This window comes from Methylobacterium sp. 275MFSha3.1, from assembly GCF_900108435.1.
Classification (GTDB): Bacteria; Pseudomonadota; Alphaproteobacteria; order Rhizobiales; family Beijerinckiaceae; genus Methylobacterium.
The window spans coordinates 1-18,539 of record NZ_FNWP01000018.1 but is presented as its reverse complement, the minus strand read 5'-3'; the positions used below and the strand labels follow the sequence as shown (position 1 = coordinate 18,539).

The 18,539-nt window shown below is 72.7% G+C and carries 22 protein-coding genes; 19 read left to right on the top strand and 3 right to left on the bottom strand.

Annotated features, from left to right (window positions below; genetic code table 11):
• Positions 1 to 295: 295 nt before the first annotated feature.
• A complete protein-coding gene (locus BLW78_RS20525; RefSeq protein WP_020093775.1) occupies positions 296 to 703 on the top strand; it encodes a Ros/MucR family transcriptional regulator in 408 nt (135 codons plus the stop codon).
• A gap of 3 nt (positions 704 to 706) precedes the next feature.
• Positions 707 to 958: a hypothetical protein gene (locus tag BLW78_RS20520; RefSeq protein ID WP_091681764.1), complete on the top strand. Its 252-nt coding sequence runs from the start codon at positions 707 to 709 to the stop codon at positions 956 to 958.
• An 89-nt stretch (positions 959 to 1,047) separates the two neighbouring features.
• Here BLW78_RS20520 and BLW78_RS20515 read toward each other — a convergent pair whose 3' ends face one another.
• Positions 1,048 to 2,676 (bottom strand): inorganic phosphate transporter, encoded by a 1,629-nt coding sequence (locus BLW78_RS20515; RefSeq protein WP_091681762.1) that lies wholly within the window; start codon positions 2,674 to 2,676, stop codon positions 1,048 to 1,050.
• 197 nt (positions 2,677 to 2,873) lie between these two features.
• Between BLW78_RS20515 and BLW78_RS20510 the strand changes: the two genes are divergently transcribed.
• The 7 genes from BLW78_RS20510 (at position 2,874) to phnE (BLW78_RS20480) (ending at position 9,115) form a co-directional block, all read left to right on the top strand.
• A complete protein-coding gene (locus tag BLW78_RS20510; RefSeq protein WP_091681761.1) occupies positions 2,874 to 4,022 on the top strand; it encodes a ceramide glucosyltransferase in 1,149 nt (382 codons plus the stop codon).
• 24 nt (positions 4,023 to 4,046) lie between these two features.
• Positions 4,047 to 4,733, top strand: a complete 687-nt coding sequence (locus tag BLW78_RS20505) for a DUF1045 domain-containing protein (RefSeq protein ID WP_091681759.1) — start codon at positions 4,047 to 4,049, stop codon at positions 4,731 to 4,733.
• A complete protein-coding gene (locus BLW78_RS20500; protein ID WP_091681758.1) occupies positions 4,726 to 5,346 on the top strand; it encodes an LbetaH domain-containing protein in 621 nt (206 codons plus the stop codon). Before BLW78_RS20505 ends, BLW78_RS20500 begins: the two co-directional genes overlap by 8 nt.
• A 114-nt stretch (positions 5,347 to 5,460) precedes the next feature.
• Entirely contained in the window at positions 5,461 to 6,309 is an 849-nt protein-coding gene (phnC, locus tag BLW78_RS20495; RefSeq protein WP_091681756.1) for a phosphonate ABC transporter ATP-binding protein, read from the top strand.
• A 118-nt stretch (positions 6,310 to 6,427) separates the two neighbouring features.
• A complete protein-coding gene (phnD, locus tag BLW78_RS20490) occupies positions 6,428 to 7,354 on the top strand; it encodes a phosphonate ABC transporter substrate-binding protein (protein WP_012320793.1) in 927 nt (308 codons plus the stop codon).
• 16 nt (positions 7,355 to 7,370) lie between these two features.
• Positions 7,371 to 8,252: a phosphonate ABC transporter, permease protein PhnE gene (gene phnE / locus BLW78_RS20485; protein ID WP_020093767.1), complete on the top strand. Its 882-nt coding sequence runs from the start codon at positions 7,371 to 7,373 to the stop codon at positions 8,250 to 8,252.
• On the top strand, positions 8,249 to 9,115 hold the full coding sequence (gene phnE / locus BLW78_RS20480; protein ID WP_091681755.1) for a phosphonate ABC transporter, permease protein PhnE: 867 nt from the start codon (positions 8,249 to 8,251) through the stop codon (positions 9,113 to 9,115). Before phnE (BLW78_RS20485) ends, phnE (BLW78_RS20480) begins: the two co-directional genes overlap by 4 nt.
• A 130-nt stretch (positions 9,116 to 9,245) precedes the next feature.
• Here the strand turns inward: phnE (BLW78_RS20480) and phnF are convergent, their stop codons facing one another.
• Positions 9,246 to 9,989 carry a phosphonate metabolism transcriptional regulator PhnF gene (phnF, locus tag BLW78_RS20475; protein ID WP_091681753.1) on the bottom strand — a complete coding sequence of 248 codons (744 nt, stop codon included), beginning with the start codon at positions 9,987 to 9,989 and terminating at the stop codon, positions 9,246 to 9,248.
• 79 nt (positions 9,990 to 10,068) lie between these two features.
• On the opposite strand from phnF, the gene phnG reads away from it, so the two are divergent.
• Genes phnG through phnN form a run of 9 tightly spaced genes read left to right on the top strand, consistent with a single transcriptional unit; the run spans position 10,069 to position 16,775 of the window.
• Positions 10,069 to 10,551, top strand: a complete 483-nt coding sequence (gene phnG / locus BLW78_RS20470) for a phosphonate C-P lyase system protein PhnG (protein WP_091681751.1) — start codon at positions 10,069 to 10,071, stop codon at positions 10,549 to 10,551.
• 2 nt (positions 10,552 to 10,553) lie between these two features.
• Positions 10,554 to 11,141 carry a phosphonate C-P lyase system protein PhnH gene (gene phnH / locus BLW78_RS20465; protein WP_056523801.1) on the top strand — a complete coding sequence of 196 codons (588 nt, stop codon included), beginning with the start codon at positions 10,554 to 10,556 and terminating at the stop codon, positions 11,139 to 11,141.
• Positions 11,142 to 11,144: 3 nt separating this feature from the next.
• A complete protein-coding gene (locus BLW78_RS20460) occupies positions 11,145 to 12,257 on the top strand; it encodes a carbon-phosphorus lyase complex subunit (RefSeq protein ID WP_091681750.1) in 1,113 nt (370 codons plus the stop codon).
• Complete coding sequence (locus tag BLW78_RS20455; RefSeq protein WP_020093761.1) at positions 12,254 to 13,141, top strand: alpha-D-ribose 1-methylphosphonate 5-phosphate C-P-lyase PhnJ; 888 nt, start codon at positions 12,254 to 12,256, stop codon at positions 13,139 to 13,141. The genes BLW78_RS20460 and BLW78_RS20455 overlap by 4 nt, the downstream gene beginning before the upstream one ends.
• Entirely contained in the window at positions 13,138 to 13,623 is a 486-nt protein-coding gene (locus tag BLW78_RS20450) for a GNAT family N-acetyltransferase (protein ID WP_244526997.1), read from the top strand. The genes BLW78_RS20455 and BLW78_RS20450 overlap by 4 nt, the downstream gene beginning before the upstream one ends.
• Positions 13,620 to 14,393 (top strand): phosphonate C-P lyase system protein PhnK, encoded by a 774-nt coding sequence (phnK, locus tag BLW78_RS20445; protein WP_091681747.1) that lies wholly within the window; start codon positions 13,620 to 13,622, stop codon positions 14,391 to 14,393. Before BLW78_RS20450 ends, phnK begins: the two co-directional genes overlap by 4 nt.
• Complete coding sequence (phnL, locus tag BLW78_RS20440; RefSeq protein ID WP_091681745.1) at positions 14,390 to 15,097, top strand: phosphonate C-P lyase system protein PhnL; 708 nt, start codon at positions 14,390 to 14,392, stop codon at positions 15,095 to 15,097. The genes phnK and phnL overlap by 4 nt, the downstream gene beginning before the upstream one ends.
• 11 nt (positions 15,098 to 15,108) lie before the next feature.
• A complete protein-coding gene (locus tag BLW78_RS20435) occupies positions 15,109 to 16,245 on the top strand; it encodes an alpha-D-ribose 1-methylphosphonate 5-triphosphate diphosphatase (protein WP_091681743.1) in 1,137 nt (378 codons plus the stop codon).
• Positions 16,245 to 16,775, top strand: coding sequence for a phosphonate metabolism protein/1,5-bisphosphokinase (PRPP-forming) PhnN (gene phnN, locus BLW78_RS20430; RefSeq protein WP_091681741.1), 531 nt, complete (start codon positions 16,245 to 16,247; stop codon positions 16,773 to 16,775). The genes BLW78_RS20435 and phnN overlap by 1 nt, the downstream gene beginning before the upstream one ends.
• A 168-nt stretch (positions 16,776 to 16,943) precedes the next feature.
• Here phnN and BLW78_RS20425 read toward each other — a convergent pair whose 3' ends face one another.
• Positions 16,944 to 17,807, bottom strand: coding sequence for an outer membrane protein (locus BLW78_RS20425; protein WP_020093755.1), 864 nt, complete (start codon positions 17,805 to 17,807; stop codon positions 16,944 to 16,946).
• A 308-nt stretch (positions 17,808 to 18,115) separates the two neighbouring features.
• On the opposite strand from BLW78_RS20425, the gene BLW78_RS20420 reads away from it, so the two are divergent.
• The coding region (locus BLW78_RS20420; RefSeq protein ID WP_139307704.1) for a GTP-binding protein at positions 18,116 to 18,539 on the top strand (424 nt) is incomplete at its 3' end.

Sequence of the window (18,539 nt, the reverse complement as noted above, 5' to 3'; positions counted from 1 at the left end):
CCGATATCCGGTTCAGACGCCGATCTCAGCGGCCGAAATCAGTGAACGTATCAGTAACCATGGCGGGAATGCCGCCGGTTGCGCGGTGGAGCAAAAAACCTCGCGCTGCCGGACAAACCGCCGGCCGCTCATATTGTATATTATCTGCAACCTCAAGAAACGGAGTGAAATCAACTTGAGGTAGAAATCCCTCGGCTGGCCCGTCGCCTCGGTTTCGTCCTGCAAAGCCCGCGCGAGCGGGTCCACCGGGGGCGGGGCACGAGGATCGGGACGCCCTCGAACAGCGATGTCTCAGATGGACCACCTCACCGACCACCGTTCAACCTTCATGCTGGAGAAGGTCGGCGCGATCGTCGCGGCCTACGTCTCGCGCAACGCGATCGAGGTCACGGCGCTGCCGGCGCTGATCGACCAAGTGCACACGGCGATCGCGGTGCTCCGCTGCGCGCCGTCGGAGTTCGGCGGGGTCGGGCTGAGCCAGTCGCAGGTCGATGCCTCGATCCAGCAGGACGGCCTGATCAGCTTCATCGACGGCCGGTCCTACCAGACCCTGAAGCGCCACCTCACCGCGCACGGCCTCACCCCCGAGCGGTACCGGGCCAAGTACGGCCTGCCGGCCGACTACCCGATGGTGGCCCCGGGCTACGCCGCGCGGCGCTCGGAGATCGCCCGGGCGATCCAGCTCGGCCACAAGGCGGCCTGAGCGATGGCGCCCGACGCTTCCGCGGATCCGGCCCGGGACCGCGCGCCGTTACCGGGGGCGGCGCGCACGAGCGACGCCCTGAGCCGCATCGCCGGCATCCTCGACGTGCCGGTGGCGAGCTTCTACCCGGATGCCGACCGGCCCGACGCGGCCATGACCCAGGCGGCCGACCTCGTCTCGGCCTTCGTGGCGATCGACAGTCCGGCGGCGCGCCGGACCTGCCTGGCCTTCGTGCGGGCGATGGCGAGTTCCTGAAGCGCCGGGGCGCGCTGCGGGAGGCCGGAGACCGGGTCGCTTCGTCGGGGGGCGGAGCGCGGTCTCCGGCCCGTCCGGCCGGACCCGCGTCAGAACAGGTGGCGCAGGAGGTAGAACAGAGCGGCCGCGAGGGTGATCGCCGCCGGCAGGGTCAGGATCCAGGCGAGCGCCATGTTGCGCACCGTGGACATCTGGAGGCCCGAGCCGTTGGCCGCCATCGTGCCGGCGACGCCCGACGACAGGATGTGGGTGGTCGAGACCGGCAGGCCGTAGAGCTCGGCCAGCCCGATCGTGCCGGCGGCGACGATCTCGGCCGAGGCGCCCTGCGCGTAGGTCAGGTGGGTCTTGCCGATCTTCTCGCCCACCGTGACGACGATGCGCTTCCATCCGACCATGGTGCCGAGACCCAGCGCCAGGGCGACGCAGACCTTGACCCAGCCCGGGATGTAGCGCGTGCCGTCGTTGAGCAGGCCCGCGTAGCGCTTCAGGTCGGCCTTTTCGGCCTCCGAGAAGTCGGCCCCGGCGCCCGGCAGCACGCGCACCGCGTCGGCGGCGAGGTACATGTCGCTGCGCAGGTTCTGGGTCTGGGCGGCCGGCACCGTGCGGATCGCGCCGTAATTCTTCACGCTGGCGGCGATGTCGTCCGAGAGCGCCGCCAGCGCCGCGTAGACGGGCGGCGTGTTCAGCGCCTTGGTCTTGAGCGCCTCCGTCACGGTCCGGCGCGCGGCCGCGGCGTCCGGCACCGACGCGCCGGGGGCGCGGGCGGCGAACACCGCGCTCGCCGCCGTCGAGGCCTGCACGAAGGCGGGCGTCGTGTCGTCCGCCATGGTGCGGTTGAGCGCGTAGGCGGTGGGGGCGGCGCCGATCAGGATCAGCATGATCAGGCCCATGCCCTTCTGCCCGTCATTGCCGCCGTGGAAGAACGAGACCAGCGTGCAGGTGAGGATCAGCAGGCCGCGGATCCACGGGGGCGGCGGCGCCTCGCCCGCGGGCGCCTCGTAGAGGTCCCCGCGGCGGACCGTGACCTTCAGGGCGAGCAGCAGCAGCGCCGCGAGCACGAAGCCGCAGACCGGCGAGAACAGCAGCGCCTTGAAGACGTTGAGCGCCTGGGTCCAGTCGACGCCCGCGGTGCCGTCGCCGCCGTTCATCAGCTGGTTGGCGAGGCCGACGCCGAGCACCGAGCCGATCAGCGCGTGGGACGACGAGTTCGGCAGCCCGAACGCCCAGGTCCCGAGGTTCCAGATGATGGCCGCCAGCAGCAGCGCGAAGATCATCGCGTAGCCCGCGTGCGAGCCGACGTTGAGGATCAGCTCGACCGGCAGCAGCGTGACGATCGCGTAGGCCACCGCGCCCGAGGACAGCATCACGCCGAGGAAGTTGAACACGCCCGACCAGATCACCGCGACGAGCGGCGGCATCGAGTGGGTGTAGATCACCGTGGCGACCGCGTTGGCGGTGTCGTGGAAGCCGTTCACGAACTCGAAGGCGAGGGCGATCAGCAGGGCGAGGCCGAGCAGCGCGAAGGCGCCGTAGGCCAGGGGCGCTTCCCCGACCGCGTTCATGTCCGCGATGAGGCTCACCACCGCGTAGCCCAGGCCCGCCACGAGGACGAGCAGGAACGCCACCACCCCGCCGAGATGCATCCCGTGGTCGAGGCGCGGGCCGCCCGCCTTCCGGCCTCCCACCGCCCCCGACGGCATCACGGCGGTATCGGACATGAACCCTCGCGCGGAATCTTTCGTGGTGAGCGGGGATTAAAACCGCGCGGTGACGGTTGGGTGACGGCCCGCGACGCCGCGCGTCGGCGAGCGTGTCCGAGAGCGTGTCCGAGAGCGTCGGGCGGCGCTGTCACACGCCTGACGCGGTCCGGCCGCTAGCGGACCGGACCGCTCGCCCGATCGCACGAGGGATCCGCATGATTGACGCCACGGTGCCGGCCCTGTCCCTCGGCGCGCTCCTGGCCGTCGTCCAGATCGGCAGCATCGCCGTCGCGGCCCGGCGCCTCGGCCGGGACCACGGCCCGTCGCGGTTCCCGGACGGCGCGCCCGTCTCCCTGGTCCGCCCCCTGCGCGGGGTCGAGGCCTACAGCGAGGAGATGCTCCTCCGCAGCTTCCGTCTCGACTACCCGTCCTACGAGCTGATCTTCTGCGTGGCCGACCCGGCCGACCCGATCGTCCCGATGGTGGAGCGCCTGATCGAGGCCCACCCGCACGTGCCCGCCCGCCTGATCCTCGGCGACGAGCGCGTCAGCGCGAACCCGAAGCTCAACAACTGCCTGCGCGGCTGGCGCGCCGCCGCCCACGACTGGGTGGTGCTCGCCGATTCCAACGTCGCCATGCCGCCGGACTACCTCCAGCGGCTGCAGGCGGCGTGGCGCGCCGATACCGGGCTCGTCTGCTCCACCCCGGCCGGCGCCCGCCCGGGCAGCTTCATGGCGGAGGTGGAGTGCGCCTTCCTGAACACCCTGCAGGCGCGCTGGCAATACGCCGCCGAGGCCTTCGGGCTGGGCTTCGCGCAGGGCAAGAGCATGCTCTGGCACAAGCCCTTCCTGGAGGCGCAGGGCGGCCTCCAGGCGCTCGCGGCCGAGATCGCCGAGGACGCGGCCGCCACCAAGCTCGTGCGTGCCGCCGGCAAGCGGGTCCACCTCGTGGCGAGCCCGTTCGAGCAGCCGCTCGGCCCGCGCGGCTTCCGGGAGGTCTGGTCGCGGCAGCTGCGCTGGGCGCGCCTGCGCCGCGTGACCTTCCCGCTGTTCTTCACCCCCGAGATCGGCAGCGGCGTCCTGCTGCCGGCGCTCCTCGTCGCCCTCTGGGCCGGAAGCCTCGCGGGCCTCGCGGGCGCTGCCGGCCTCGCCGCCCTGTGCTATGCCGCCGAGCACCGGCTCGCGGCCCGCGCGGGCTGGCACCGCTCGCCCCGCACGCTGGCCGCCTTCCTGGCGCGCGACGCCCTGATCCCGGTGATCTGGGTCGGCGCCTGGATGCGGAGCGCCATCGTGTGGCGGGGCAATGCCATGGACGTGCGCCCCCGGCGGGCCGCCGACGCGCGCACCTACGCGCCGACGGCCTGACCGCCCGGCGATCGGAGACCCTACGTGTCGCGCCGCTACGCCCTCTACTGGCTGCCCGCCCCGGATTCGCGCCTCGAAGCCTTCGGCCGGGCGATCCTCGGCACCGACAACGTCACCGGGCTGCCGGTGCCGCACCCGGAGGGGCTCGGTGATCTCGCTGCGGTCACGGCGGGCGCGCGGGTCTACGGGTTCCACGCCACCCTCAAGGCGCCGCTGCGCCTCGCCCCGGGCACCGGGGAGGCCGACCTCGTGGCCGCCGCCCGCGCCCTCGCGGCCGCGCACCCGCCGGTGGCGGTGGGGCCGCTCCGGGTCGCCGCCCTCGGGCCGTTCCTCGCCCTGGTACCGGAGGTCCCGCCGCCGGAACTCGGGCTCCTCGCCGCCGAGTGCGTCGCCGCCCTCGACCCGTTCCGGGCACCGCTCACGGAGGCCGAGCGCGCCAAGCGCCGGCCGGAGCGCCTCGACCCGCGCGGCCGCGCGCTCCTCGACCGCTGGGGCTACCCCTACGTGTTCGAGGCCTTCCGCTTCCACATGACCCTGACCGACGCCCTGCCGGAGGCGGAGCGCGACCTCTGGCACCGGCGCCTGTCCGAGGCCTACGCCGCCGCGGGACCGGAGCCCCTGCGGATCGACGCCGTCAGCCTCCTGACCCAGGACGGGTCGGGGCCGTTCCGGCTCCTGGCGCGCCTGCCCTTCGGAGAGGCCCGTGGTTGACCGCCCCCTCGGCCTCGAACCCGCGCTCGATCCGAGCGCCCGGGTCGTCGACAGCCGCCTCGGCCGCTACACCGAGGTCGGCGCCCGCACCCGCCTCACCGAGACGACCCTCGACGACTATTCCTACATCGGTGAGGACGGCGAGGTGATCTACACCGCGATCGGCAAGTTCTGCTCGATCGCCGCCAGCGTGCGGATCAATCCCGGCAACCACCCGATGGAGCGGGCGTCGCAGGCGCACTTCACCTACCGGGCGCGCGCCTACTGGCCGGAGGAATCGGACGAGCCCGCCTTCTTCGACCGGCGCCGGGCGAGCCCGGTGGCGATCGGCCACGATGTCTGGATCGGCCACGGCGCGGTCGTCCTGCCCGGGCGCACGATCGGCACCGGCGCGGTGGTGGGGGCGGGCGCCATCGTCACCCGCGACGTCGAGCCCTACACGATCGTCGTCGGCAATCCCGCCCGGCCGGTCCGGCGCCGCTTCCCCGAGGTGGTCGCGGACCGTCTGACCCGCTTGGCGTGGTGGGACTGGGACCACGAGCGCCTGCGCCGGGCGCTGCCGGATTTCCGCGGGCTGCCCATCGAAGCATTCCTGGAGCGCCACGAAGATTAAGTCGGCTATCGAAATGCCAAGATGCTGCGCCGGCAAATATAATCGTTCCGAATACGTCATCCAATCGTCGTCAAACCGGCGTCTACGTGCGGCCGTTCCCCGGCGGATGGTGGCATGCTGGTTATCGAGGATCTCACGCGCCAGTACGGCGACCGACGCGCCGTCGACGGCGTGTCGCTCCGGATCGAGCCCGGCAGCTTCGTCGGGGTGATCGGCCGGTCCGGTGCTGGCAAGTCCACGCTGCTGCGCCTCATCAATCGGCTGGCGGATCCGAGTTCGGGGCGCATCCTCCACGACGGCCGCGAGGTCACCACCCTGCGCGGCCGCCCGCTGCGCGAGTGGCGCACCCGCTGCGCCATGATCTTCCAGCAATTCAACCTCGTCGGCCGGCTCGACGTCATGACCAACGTGCTGATGGGGCGCCTCAGCCACGTGCCGACCCACCGCGCCCTGCTCCGGCAATGGTCCGCCGAGGACCGCGCCATGGCCCTCGCCGCCCTGGAGAGCTTCGACATGGGCGAGTTCGCCGGCCAGCGGGCCGACGGCCTGTCGGGCGGCCAGCAGCAGCGCGTCGCCATCGCCCGCGCCCTCGTGCAGGAACCCGAGATCCTGCTCGCCGACGAGCCGGTCGCCTCGCTCGACCCGCGCAACACGCGGCTCGTGATGGACGCGCTCGCCGACGTGAACCGGCGCTACGGCATCACGGTGCTGTGCAACCTGCACTCCCTCGACCTCGCCCGCGCCTACTGCGACCGCCTCGTCGGCCTCGCGGCCGGGCGGGTCGTGTTCGAGGGCGGCCCCTTCGACCTCACCGAGGACGTGGCGCGCCGGCTCTACGGCCTGGAGGCCGGCGAGGTGCTGGACGATTCCGCGCAGCGCGAGGCGGAGCAGCGGGCCGCGATGCCGGGCCGGCCCGGTCTCGTATCGGTCCGCCCGGTCCGCGAGGCCGCCCTCGGCGCCTGATCCGGGCCCCGGGCCCCAACAAGCACCGCCAGAGCGCACCGCCAGAGCGCACCGTCTTGAAAACGCCCGACCGGCCTCCGGCCGGCCGAACCTCGCCGACGCCACGAAGGACGACCCGATGATCACCCGACGCACCCTCGCCGCCGCCGCGGCCCTCGCCCTCCTCGGCCTGCCGGCCGCCGCCCAGGACTGGAAGGCCCAGTATCCGGAGCTGACGCTGGGCGTGATCCCGGCCGAGAACGCCTCGGGCACCGCCGACCGCTGGGCGCCGCTCACCGCCTACCTGACCAAGACGCTCGGCGTGCCGGTCAAGCTGCGAGTGGCGAGCGACTACGCCGCCGTGATCGAGGGCCAGCGCGCCGGCAATATCCAGATCGCGTGGTACGGGCCGGCCTCGTTCGCGCGGGCCGTGATGACCGGCGTCAAGATCGAGCCGATCGTCAACCAGAAGCACGAGACCGGCGCCTCGGGCTACTATTCGGTGGTCTACGTGCTGGCCTCCAGCCCCTACAAGACCGTCGAGGATCTCAAGGGCAAGAACCTCGCGCTGGTCGATCCGAACTCCACCTCCGGTAACCAGGCGCCGCGCTTCTTCCTGAAGCGGGCCGGCTACGACGTCGAGAAGTTCTTCGGCAAGACCTTCTACGCGGGCAGCCACGAGAACGCCGTCCTGGCGCTCACCCAGGGCACGGCCGACGCCGCCGCCAACCTGTGGAACTCCGAGACCGACACGATGGTCACCCGCATGGCCGCCAAGGGCATGCTCAAGAAGCCCGACGGCACGCCGATGCAGCAGTCGGACTTCCGGGTCGTGTTCAAGTCCGACTTCCTGCCGGAGGGGCCCTTCGCCGTGCTGGCGAGCCTGCCGGACGACCTGAAGGCCAAGATCCGCGACGCCTTCGTGGCCCTGCCGAAGGCCGACAAGGCCGCGTTCGACCGGCTCTCCGACGGCAAGGACCAGGATCTCACGCCGGTGACCCTCAAGGATTACCAGCCGATCATCGACATGCTGCGGTTCAACGACGAGCAGCGCCGGAAGTCCTGATCCGGAGCCGCCCGCCTTGCGCGGTCTGACACCCCTGTCGCCGGAGCGGGCAGCCGCCCTCTCCGGACTCTACGCGGCGGCGACCGGCGAGGCCCGCCGCCGCACGCTGGCGGGCTTCGCCCTGGTGGCGGCGCTCGCCGTGGTCGCGGGCCTGATCGCCGAGGTGCGGCCGCTGGTCTTCGCCGAGAACATCGGCAAGTTCACCGCCTACATCCAGCAGATCCTGCCGCCGATCAGCCTCGAGCACCCGCTGGAGGACGTCCGCGCCTGGTACTGGGGCCTGCCCAAATGGCTGGGCCTGCTGGGCGAGACCCTGCTCATGGCCTATCTCGGGACGCTGCTCGGGGGGCTGGCGGGCTTCGCCCTCAGCTTCGTGGCCGCCGCCAACCTCGTGCGGTCGCGCGTGCTGCGCGTCGGCGCCAAGCGCCTCCTGGAACTGTGCCGCACCGTCCCCGAGGTGGTGTTCGCGCTGATCTTCGTCATCGCCTTCGGCCTCGGCCCGATGGTGGGCGTGCTCGCCATCGCGATCCACACCACGGGCGCGCTGGGCAAGCTGTTCTCCGAGGTGGTCGAGAACATCGACATGCGGCCCGTCGAGGGCCTGTCGGCCTCGGGCGCGACCTGGGTCCAGACGGTGCGCTTCGCGGTCCTGCCGCAGGTGCTGTCGAACTTCGCCTCCTACGCGCTGCTGCGCTTCGAGATCAACGTGCGCGGCGCCGGGGTGATGGGCTTCGTCGGCGCCGGCGGCATCGGCCAGGAATTCCTCGTGGCGATCCGCAATTTCTACTACGCGGACGTGAGCGCGATCCTCGTGCTGATCATCCTGACCGTCTTCTGCATCGACCTCGTCACCGAGCGGGTCCGCCACCGCCTGATCGGCGCGGAGCACGCCCGATGAGCGCGCGTCCCGAGACCCTGCGGGCGGCGGCCCGGGCCGACCTCGGCCGCCTGCGCGCGCGCTACCCCGCGCAGTTCCGCACCGACTGGCCGGGGCGGGCGCGGCTCGCCGCCCTGCTCGTCGTCCTGGTGGGGCTCGCAGCGCTCGGCTACTGGCGCCTCGACTTCTCGGTGGCGCGGATCCTCCACGGGCTCGGGCGGCTCGGCACCTTCGCGGTGTTGATGCTGCCGCCATCGCCGGAGGGCCAGTTCTGGACCTTCCTGCACGCGCTGGGCGAGACCCTCGGCATCGCCTTCCTGGGCACGCTGACGGCGGCGATCTCCGCCTTCCCGGTGGCGTTCCTGGCGGCGCGGAACGTCGTGCCCAACCCGTTCGCGCGGTTCGCGGTCCGCCGCGGCCTCGACGTGATGCGCTCGGTCGACGTGCTGATCTGGGCGCTGATCTGGATCAACGTCGTCGGCCTGGGCCCGTTCGCCGGGGCGCTCGCGATCGCGTGCTCGGATTTCGGGGCGCTCGGCAAGCTGTTCTCGGAGGCGATCGAGACCTGCGACAAGCGGGCCGGCGAGGGCGTCGTCGCTTCGGGCGGCTCGGCGCTCCACCGCATCCGCTTCGGGCTGATCCCCGGGGTGCTGCCGGTGCTGGCGAGCCAGGTCCTCTACTTCTTCGAGTCGAACACCCGCTCGGCGACGATCATCGGCATCGTCGGCGCGGGCGGCATCGGCCAGTACCTCACCGAGCTGATCCGCGTGCTGGAGCTGCAGCAGGTCGCCTTCCTGGTGCTGATGATCCTCGTGACCGTGGCGGCGATCGACTGGGTCTCGACCCGCCTGCGCCGGGCGATCATCGGGCCGGCGGCGCGCTGAGGGAGGCCTCGGCTTTCTGGCATCACGCGCGGAGCGCAATCATCCAGGGTCGCGCTGCCCCGGGTCGCTTCGCTCCGCTCGCGAGGACGGAGTGCCGAGGCCGTCGCGCGGAGGTCGCGCGGGCATCGCATCACCCGCCGATCACCAGCTCCACGCGGTCGGCGGCGAACAGGGTACGGTTCGCCTGGATCGGCACGCCGGCGGGATCGATGTTGACGCTCGACACCACCAGCACGACCCGCCCCGGCGCGATGTCGAGGCGCTGCGCCTCCGCGGGATCCGCGGGGCGGGCCCGGATCCGCGTCGAGAGCCGGGTGTAGTCGTGGACGCCGCAGGTCGCGAAGGCCCGGGTGATCGAGCCGCGCGCCGCGTAGGCCTCGGCGAAACCCGCGAAGCGCGGCAGCGGCAGCCAGGTCAGCGCCGTCGAGAGCGGAGCGCCGTCCGCCCGGTGGACCGTCAGCAGCTCCAGGATCGGCGCGCCGGGGGCGAGGGCCAGGGACGCCGCCTGCTCGGTCCCGGCCGGGACCGTGGTCGCCGCGACGAGGTCGCCCCAGGCCTCGCGCCCGGCCCCGGCGACGATCTCGGAGAAGCGCGTGCGCGGCCCGATCGGGTAGGCGAGCGGCGCCTCTTCCACGAAAGTGCCCCGGCCCTGGCTGGCGCGCACGAGCCCGCCCTCGGCCAGCGCCGCGAGGGCGCGCCGCACCGTGTGCCGGTTCACCGCGAACCGCGCCGCCAGCGCGGCCTCGGCGGGGAGCTGCTGTCCCGGCGCGTAGCGTCCCGCCGCGATCTCGGCCGTCAGCGCGTCGGCGATCTGCCGCCACGCCGTCAGCCCCTCGCCCCGGACGAGGCCGGCCGCCTGCTCCTGCGCATCCATCCTGTCATCCAAACTTCATTTGTGCGGCGCACGCCAGTTGTCTATACACCTAGACAACCGAGCGACGAAGGGATTCGCGATGACGACGACCCCGAGACATCCGGGATCCGAGGGCGAGACCGCGGCGCGCCAGGCGGTCATGGCCCTCTGTGCCGAGGCGAGCCGCGCGGATCTCGAGGCGGCCCTCGAGGCAGCCGTGTCGGGCCTCGAAGCGCCCGCGGCCGCGGACCTGCGTCCGCCCGAGACCGGTCTCGTGATGGCGTCGGGCCGGATCGGCGGCGACGGTCGCCCGTTCAATCTCGGCGAGGTCAGCGTGACCCGGGCCGCCATCCGCCTCGCGGACGGTCCGGCGGGCTTCGCCTACCATCTCGGCCGCGACCGCGCGAAGGCGCGGCTCGCCGCGATCCTCGACGCCCTCTGGCAGGATCCGGTCCGGCGCGCCCGGGTCGAGGCCGCCCTGGCGCCCGCCGCCCGGCGGCTCGCGGCCTCCCGGGATCGGGCCGCCCGGCGCACGGCCGCCACCCGCGTCGATTTCCTGACCCTCGCCCGCGGAGAGGTTTGAGCATGCTCGCCCCCGGCTTCGCCGACCCGGTTCACGACGCGCAGGACACGTTCCGCGCCGTGATGGACGCCCTCGCCCGCCCCGGACGCGTCCGGCTCCTCGCGCCGGGCCTCGCGCCGCCCGCGCCCCTGACGCCGGAACTGGCCGCCGTCGCGCTGACGCTCACCGATGCCGACACGCCGGTCTGGCTCGATCCGGCCCTCGCCGCGGCGCCGGAGGTCGCGGAATACCTGCGCTTCCACACCGGCGCGCCGCTGACCGGCGACCCGGCCGCGGCGGCCTTCGCGCTGGTCAGCGACCCGGCGCGCTGCCCGCCGCTGGCGGAGTTCGCCGCCGGGACGCCGGCCTATCCCGACACCGCCACGACGCTGGTGCTCGCCCTCGACGCGCTCGCGGAGGGGGAGGGGCTGCGCCTGTCCGGCCCCGGCATCCGGGGCACCGCCGGGATCGCGCCGGCGCCCCTGCCGGACGGCTTCGCGGCGCAGCTCGCGGAGAACCGCGCGGGCTTCCCCCTGGGCATCGACCTGATCCTGACGGCGCCCGGCCGCGTGGCCGGCCTGCCGCGCTCCACGACGGTGACGGAGGCCTGATCCATGTACGTGGCCGTGAAGGGCGGCGAGGCCGCCATCGACAACGCCCACCGGCTCCTCGCCGAGGCGCGCCGCGGCGACCCGGCCGTGCCGGAGCTCTCCGTGGCGCAGATCCGCGCGCAGATGGCGCTGCTCGTCGACCGGGTCATGACTGAGGGCTCGCTCTACGATCCGGACCTCGCGGCTTTGGCGCTCAAGCAGGCGCGCGGCGACGTGGTCGAGGCGGTGTTCCTGGTCCGCGCCTACCGGACCACGCTGCCGCGCTTCGGCGCCTCCGCGCCGGTCGACACCGGCGCCATGGCGGTCGAGCGCCGGATCTCCGCGACGTTCAAGGACCTGCCCGGCGGGCAGGTGCTCGGGCCGACCTTCGACTACACCCACCGGCTGGTCGACTTCGCGCTCGCGGCCGAGTCCGAAGCCGGGATCGAGCCCGCCGCCGAGGCCGCGCCGCGCGCCGATGCCGGCACCTGCCCGCGGGTCACCGATCTGCTGGCCCGGGACGGCCTGATCGAGCCCTCGCCGCCGGACGACGGCGCGCCCGCGGGCGACCTCACCCGCGAGCCGGTGGACTACCCTGCCGACCGGGCGCTCCGCCTTCAGGCGCTGGCCCGGGGCGACGAGGGCTTCGTGCTCGGCCTCGCCTACTCGACGCAGCGCGGCTACGGCCGCACCCACCCGTTCGTCGGCGAGATCCGGGTCGGGGAGGTCGCGGTCGAGTTCGTGCCCGAGGAACTGGGCTTCGCGGTGCCGCTCGGCCGGGTGCGGCTCACCGAGTGCCAGATGGTGAACCAGTTCAAGGGCTCGGGGGCGGCCCCACCCCAGTTCACCCGCGGCTACGGGCTGAGCTTCGGGCAGAGCGAGCGCAAGGCCATGGCGATGGCCCTGGTCGACCGGGCGCTCCGCGCGGAGGAGCTGGGCGAGCCGGTGGCGAGCCCGGCCCAGGACCAGGAATTCGTGCTGGCCCACTGCGACAGTCTCCAGGCGACCGGCTTCGTCGAGCACCTGAAGCTGCCCCACTACGTCGACTTCCAGGCCGAGCTGGAACTGGTTCGCCGGCTACGTACCGAGTTCGAGCGCGGGTCCGACACCGTCGAGATGCAGGAGGCCGCCGAATGAGCGCTGCGATCGCGCACCGCCCGGAGAGCGAACCGGGCTACAACTTCGCCTATCTCGACGAGGGCACGAAGCGGATGATCCGCCGGGCCATCCTCAAGGCCATCGCGGTGCCGGGCTACCAAGTGCCCTTCGCCTCCCGCGAGATGCCGATGCCCTACGGCTGGGGCACCGGCGGCGTGCAGGTGACGGCCGCGATCCTCGGGCGCTCGGATGTGCTGAAGGTCATCGATCAGGGCGCCGACGACACCACCAACGCGGTCTCGATCCGCCGCTTCTTCGCCAAGACCTCCGGGGTGGCCACCACCACCCGCACCGCGGAGGCGACGGTGATCCAGACCCGCCACCGCATCCCCGAGACGCCGCTCACCGAGGGGCAGACCCTCGTCTACCAGGTGCCGATCCCCGAGCCCCTGCGCTTCCTCGAGCCCCGCGAGACCGAGACCCGCCAGCTCCACGCGCTGGCCGAGTACGGCGCCATGCACGTGAAGCTCTACGAGGACATCAGCCGCCACGGCCACATCGCCACCACCTACGCGTACCCGGTGGAGGTGGCGGGCCGCTACGTGATGGACCCGTCGCCGACGCCGAAATTCGACAACCCCAAGATGGACGACTGCCCGGCGCTCCAGCTCTTCGGCGCGGGCCGCGAGCGGCGGATCTACGCGGTGCCGCCCTACACGCGGGTGCGGAGCCTCGACTTCGAGGACCACCCGTTCCGGATCCAGGCGTTCGAGCATCCCTGCGCGCTGTGCGGTGCCGAGGGCGTCTATCTCGACGAGGTGCTGCTCGACGATGCGGGCCGGCGCATGTTCGTCTGCTCGGACACCGACCATTGCGAGGGGCGCCGCGCGGACGGCCATGTCGGCACGGGGGACGCGGCATGAAACGCGCTATGACCGACCTCACGGTCCGCCGGGCCGGGAAACCTGACCTGCCCGCGATCCTCGACCTCTACGCCGAGCTGAATGGCGGGCGGGTGGCGACCCTGGCACACGCCGGGGCGCTGCTCGACCGGCTCGCGGCCTATCCCGATTACGGGCTCTACGTGGCCGAACGCGACGGCGCGGTCGTCGGCACCTTCTGTCTCGTCATCCTCGACAACATCGCCCACTGGGGCACGCCCTCGGCGCTCGTCGAGAGTGTCGTGGTCGCGTCCCGGCACCGCGGCGGCGGTCTCGGCCGGGCGATGATGCACGAGGCGGCCCGGCTCGCCGAGGCGCGGGGCTGCTACAAGCTCGCCCTGTCGTCGAACGTCGACGCCAAGCCGGCCCACGCCTTCTACGAGAGCCTCGGCTTCGAGCGCTACGGCTACAGCTTCCGCCTCGATCCCCCCTTCCTGCCCGACGCCGCGGAGGCGACCCGATGAGCGAAACCCTGCTTCAGGTCCGCGGCCTGACCAAGCGCTACGGCGCCCGGCTCGCCTGCGCCGACGTGTCGTTCGACCTCGTCCCCGGCGAGGTGCTGGCGATCGTGGGCGAATCCGGCTCGGGCAAGTCGACGCTGCTCTCCCTCATCGCCACCGAGCTGGCGCCCGATTCCGGGACGGTCGCCTACCGGACGCGCGACGGCGCGCTGCGCGACCTCGGCACCCTGAGCGAGGCTGGGCGCCGGGCGCTGATGCGCACCGAGTGGGGCTTCGTCCGCCAGGACGCGGCCCAGGGCCTGCGCATGGCGGTCTCGGCCGGCGGCAATGTCGGCGAGCGGCTGATGGGGCTCGGCGACCGCCATTACGGGCGGATCCGCGCCCAGGCCCTCGACTGGCTCGGCCGCGTCGAGATCGCCGCCGACCGGATCGACGACCCGCCGACGCGCTTCTCCGGCGGCATGCGCCAGCGCCTGCAGATCGCCCGGAACCTCGTCACCGGCCCCCGCCTGGTGCTGATGGACGAGCCGACCTCCGGCCTCGACGTCTCGGTCCAGGCCCGGCTCCTCGACCTGATCCGCCGGCTCTCGGCCGAGCTGGGGCTCGCGGTGATCATCGTCACCCACGACCTCGCGGTGGCGCGGCTCCTCTCGCACCGGATCATGGTCATGCGCGCCGGCCGGGTGATCGAGACCGGCCTCACCGACCGGGTGCTCGACGATCCCGAGCACGCCTACACCCAGCTCCTCGTCGCCTCGGTGCTCGCCGCATGACCGCGCTCCTGACCTTCGAGACCGTCGCCAAGAGCTTCACCCTGCACCTGCGCGGCGGCGTCGTGCTGCCGGTGGTGGGCGATGTCAGCCTGTCCGTGGAGCCCGGCGAGTGCGTGGTGCTCGGCGGCCCGTCCGGCGCGGGAAAATCCTCGCTGCTGAAGATGGCCTACGGCAACTACCGCTGCGACGGCGGCGCGATCCTGGTCCGCGACGGCGCGACGGTCGTGGACGTCGTCCGGGCCGATCCGCGGGCGGTCCTGGCGCTGCGGGCGCGGGTGATCGCCTACGTGTCGCAATTCCTCCGGGTGATCCCGCGGGTCCCGGCCCTCGACGTCGTCGAGGCCGCCGGCCGCGAGGGCGGATTGTCCGAAGCGGCGGCACGCGCGCGGGCCGAGACCCTGCTGGCCCGGCTCAACTTGCCGGAGCGGCTCTGGGGCCTGCCGCCCGCGACCTTCTCGGGCGGCGAGCAGCAGCGGGTGAACATCGCCCGGGGCCTGATCGCCGACCGGCCGCTCCTGCTCCTCGACGAGCCCACCGCCTCCCTGGACGCGGAGAACCGCGCCGTGGTGGCCGAGCTCGTCCGCGAGAAGCTCAGGGCCGGGGCCGGCGTGCTCGGCATCTTCCACGACAGCGAGATGCGCGACGCTGTGGCGACCCGGGTGGTCGATGTCACCCGCTTCGCGCCGCGCGCCCGGGCAGCCTGAGGATCCTCACGATGGACGACTTCATCCTCGAGAACGCGACCCTGGTCCTGCCGGACCGGGTGCAGCGCGGCTGGCTCGCGGTGTCGGACGGGGCGATCGCCGAGATCGGCGAGGGGCGCCCGCCCGCGCGCGGCCTCGATCTCGGCGGCGATCACCTGATCCCCGGCCTGATCGAGCTGCACACCGACCACCTGGAGAGCCATTTCGCGCCGCGCCCGAAGGTGCGCTGGCATCCCCTCGGCGCCGTCCTGGCCTACGACGCGCAGATCACCGCCTCGGGAATCACCACGGTGTTCGATTCGCTCCGTGCCGGCAGCGATCCGGACGGCAGCGGCCTCGGCTCCGAACTGGAGCAGCTCGCCGGCGCCATCGCCACCGCGCGCGCCGCCGACCTGTTCCGGGCCGAGCACTTCACGCACCTGCGCTGCGAATTGCCCTCCCTGGACGTGCTCGACACGGTGGCGACCTTCACGGCCCGCTACCCGGTGGGGCTGATCTCGCTGATGGACCACACGCCCGGCCAGCGGCAGTTCCGCGACATGGAGAAGTACTACACCTACGCCACCCGCGGCGGACGGCCGATGGACGAGATCCGCGCCAACACCGAGCGCAAGGTCCGCGACGGGCGCGCGCTCAACGCGAAGAACCGGCCGGCCCTCGTCCAGTTCGCCCGCGAGATGGGCATCCCGCTGGCGAGCCACGACGACACCACCCTGGCCGACGTCGACCTCGCGGTCGGCGAGGGCGTGCGGCTAGCCGAGTTCCCCACCACCCTGGAGGCGTCCGAAGCCGCGCACCGGCAGGGCATCACCGTGATGATGGGCGCGCCGAACCTGATTCGCGGCGGCTCGCATTCCGGCAACGTCGCGGCCCTGGCGCTGGCCGAGGCCGGGCACCTCGACATCCTGTCGTCGGACTACGTGCCGGCGAGCCTGCTGATGGCGGCCTTCCTGCTGCCCGAGCAGGCGCCCGGGATCACGCTGCCCGCGGCGCTCGCCACCGTCACGTCGAACCCCGCCCGCGCCACCGGCCTGACCGATCGCGGCGCCCTGGCGCCCGGGCTGCGGGCCGACCTCGTGCGCGTGCAGCGGGCCGAGGGCGTGCCGGTGGTCCGCCAGGTCTGGCGCGCCGGCCGGCGGGTCGCCTGATGGCGGGCTGCCTCGTCCTCGTGGTCGGCCCGAGCGGGGCCGGCAAGGACACGTTGATCCGGCTCGCCCGGGCGGCGCTCGCCGACGACCCGCGCTACGTCTTCCCGCGCCGCCTCGTCACCCGCCCGCCCTCGGCCGACGAGGACAACGACGAGATCGACGAGGCCGCCTTCGCCGAGGGCTGCGCGGCCGGGCGCTTCACCCTGAGCTGGCGCGCCCACGGCCTCGGCTACGCGCTCCCGGAGACGGTCGGCCGGCGCGTCGCCGACGGGCACGTGGTGGTCTGCAACGTCTCGCGCCGCGTCGTCGCGCGGGCGCGGGCGGCCTGCCCGCGGGTGAGCGTCGTCGAGATCACGGCGCCGGCCGAGATCCTGGCGCGGCGCATCGCCGCCCGCGGCCGGGCGCAGGACGGCGACCTGGCCGCGCGTCTCGCTCGGGAGGGCGGCGTCACCGCGGACCTGACGATCCTCAATACCGGCTCCGCGGAGGCTGCGGCCGGACGGCTGGTGGCGCACCTGCGCGCCTTCTGACACGGCTCTCGGCGGCTCGGGCCGCGATCCCGGTCGCAGATCGTGGGGCGCGATCCGGGTCTCGCGCGCCGGCCGCGCGGCGCGCGTGCGCCACGAAAAAAGGGCGGGCGCCGATGCCGGCACCCGCCCTCGCTGGGATCCGCCGGGGAAACCCCGGCGTCGTCCGACTCAGATGCCGCCGAACTTGTAGTTGAAGCCGGCGCGGACGATGCTGCCCTCGGTGCGGAAGCGCGAGATGTACGCGCCGTTGCCCACGCCCGGGACCGCGCCGACGAGAACGTTCTGGCTGCCGAGGTCGTAGTGCAGATACTCGGCCTTCACCGTGATGGCGTCGTACTTGATGCCGATGTAGCGGCCGAGCGCGAAGGTGTTCAGGAAGCTGTCGGTCGGCAGGGCGAACTCGATGCCGCCGCCGTAGGCGAAGCCGGTCTTGAAGTCGTCGTAGCGGCCGGCGAACTGGAGGCGGCCACCCGGAGTGTAGAAGTTGGCGTCGTGGAACACGTTGCCGTAGGCGAGGCCGCCCATCCCGTAGACCAGGACGCGGTCGAAGGCGTAGCCGACGCGGCCGGTGAGGGTGCCGAGCCAGTCGAGGCTCTGGCGGAACTGGCTGATGTTCGGCGGGCCGCCGGCGACGTTGCCGGTGCCGAGCACGACCCGGTTCTTGGTGATGTCCGTCCAGTCGATGCTGTTGGCGATACCGACGACGATGCCGGCGCCCGGCGTGAACTGGTAGTTGTAGCCGGCGGTGCCGCCGATGTTGGCGAAGCCGTCCTGCGAGGTCGAAGTCGCGAACGGGCGGCGGCCGAGGGCGACGTTGGTGGCGTTGCCGGGCTGGACGCCGACGGTCGTGATGCGCTCGCGGTCGGTGAAGGTGTAGGCGGACTCGAGACCGGCGTAGAAGCCCGTCCAGGTGAAGACCGGCACCGGCGTGAAGACCGGCGGCGGGGCGGCGCGACGCGGCAGGTCGGCGGCGGAGGCGGCCGTCGTGACCAGGGCCGTCGCGGCGGTGGCGAGGAGGAGCTTCTTCATCATGGCGGGGGTCCGAGGTGACGCGTTGTTGTCGCCACTTAAGCTCGGCCGCACGGATCCCGCTATGCCCGCGAAGCCACACTGTGGCGCGAAAGCGGCGCGGATACTGCCTGTGATTGATCTTTCTCCGTTCAAGACTCGCATCCGCAGCTTGACAGCGCGGTCGGTCGGCGGGCCCCCGCGCGTCGCGGAGCTTGATCCCTGGCGGCCGACCCTCTAAGCGGACCGCGTTTTTCGCCCCTGTCGGAACTTCGGGGCGGCGGACCAGGATTCGGGGCCCTTGCGTGGTCCCCGCCGCAGGAATGGGAATCATGGGCAAGGAAAAGTTCTCCCGCACCAAGCCGCACTGCAACATTGGCACGATCGGCCACGTCGATCACGGCAAGACGTCTCTGACGGCGGCGATCACGAAGGTCCTGGCCGAGACGGGCGGGGCGACGTTCACGGCCTACGACCAGATCGACAAGGCGCCTGAGGAGAAGGCGCGCGGGATCACGATCTCGACGGCGCACGTGGAGTACGAGACGCAGAACCGTCACTACGCGCACGTGGACTGCCCCGGCCACGCCGACTACGTGAAGAACATGATCACGGGCGCGGCGCAGATGGACGGCGCGATCCTGGTGGTGTCGGCGGCCGACGGCCCGATGCCGCAGACCCGCGAGCACATCCTGCTGGCCCGCCAGGTCGGCGTCCCGGCGCTGGTGGTGTTCCTCAACAAGGTCGACATGGTCG

Coding starts and splice junctions, on each gene's coding strand:
- phnE (WP_091681755.1), top strand. CDS start 8,249: ATGAGCGCGCGTCCCGAGACCCTGCGGGCGGCGGCCCGGGCCGACCTC.
- BLW78_RS20450 (WP_244526997.1), top strand. CDS start 13,138: ATGAAACGCGCTATGACCGACCTCACGGTCCGCCGGGCCGGGAAACCT.
- BLW78_RS20525 (WP_020093775.1), top strand. CDS start 296: ATGGACCACCTCACCGACCACCGTTCAACCTTCATGCTGGAGAAGGTC.
- BLW78_RS20435 (WP_091681743.1), top strand. CDS start 15,109: ATGGACGACTTCATCCTCGAGAACGCGACCCTGGTCCTGCCGGACCGG.
- phnF (WP_091681753.1), bottom strand. CDS start 9,989: ATGGATGCGCAGGAGCAGGCGGCCGGCCTCGTCCGGGGCGAGGGGCTG.
- BLW78_RS20510 (WP_091681761.1), top strand. CDS start 2,874: ATGATTGACGCCACGGTGCCGGCCCTGTCCCTCGGCGCGCTCCTGGCC.
- phnH (WP_056523801.1), top strand. CDS start 10,554: ATGCTCGCCCCCGGCTTCGCCGACCCGGTTCACGACGCGCAGGACACG.
- phnC (WP_091681756.1), top strand. CDS start 5,461: ATGCTGGTTATCGAGGATCTCACGCGCCAGTACGGCGACCGACGCGCC.
- phnN (WP_091681741.1), top strand. CDS start 16,245: ATGGCGGGCTGCCTCGTCCTCGTGGTCGGCCCGAGCGGGGCCGGCAAG.
- BLW78_RS20460 (WP_091681750.1), top strand. CDS start 11,145: ATGTACGTGGCCGTGAAGGGCGGCGAGGCCGCCATCGACAACGCCCAC.
- BLW78_RS20425 (WP_020093755.1), bottom strand. CDS start 17,807: ATGATGAAGAAGCTCCTCCTCGCCACCGCCGCGACGGCCCTGGTCACG.
- phnK (WP_091681747.1), top strand. CDS start 13,620: ATGAGCGAAACCCTGCTTCAGGTCCGCGGCCTGACCAAGCGCTACGGC.
- phnD (WP_012320793.1), top strand. CDS start 6,428: ATGATCACCCGACGCACCCTCGCCGCCGCCGCGGCCCTCGCCCTCCTC.
- BLW78_RS20515 (WP_091681762.1), bottom strand. CDS start 2,676: ATGTCCGATACCGCCGTGATGCCGTCGGGGGCGGTGGGAGGCCGGAAG.
- BLW78_RS20455 (WP_020093761.1), top strand. CDS start 12,254: ATGAGCGCTGCGATCGCGCACCGCCCGGAGAGCGAACCGGGCTACAAC.
- phnG (WP_091681751.1), top strand. CDS start 10,069: ATGACGACGACCCCGAGACATCCGGGATCCGAGGGCGAGACCGCGGCG.
- BLW78_RS20520 (WP_091681764.1), top strand. CDS start 707: ATGGCGCCCGACGCTTCCGCGGATCCGGCCCGGGACCGCGCGCCGTTA.
- phnL (WP_091681745.1), top strand. CDS start 14,390: ATGACCGCGCTCCTGACCTTCGAGACCGTCGCCAAGAGCTTCACCCTG.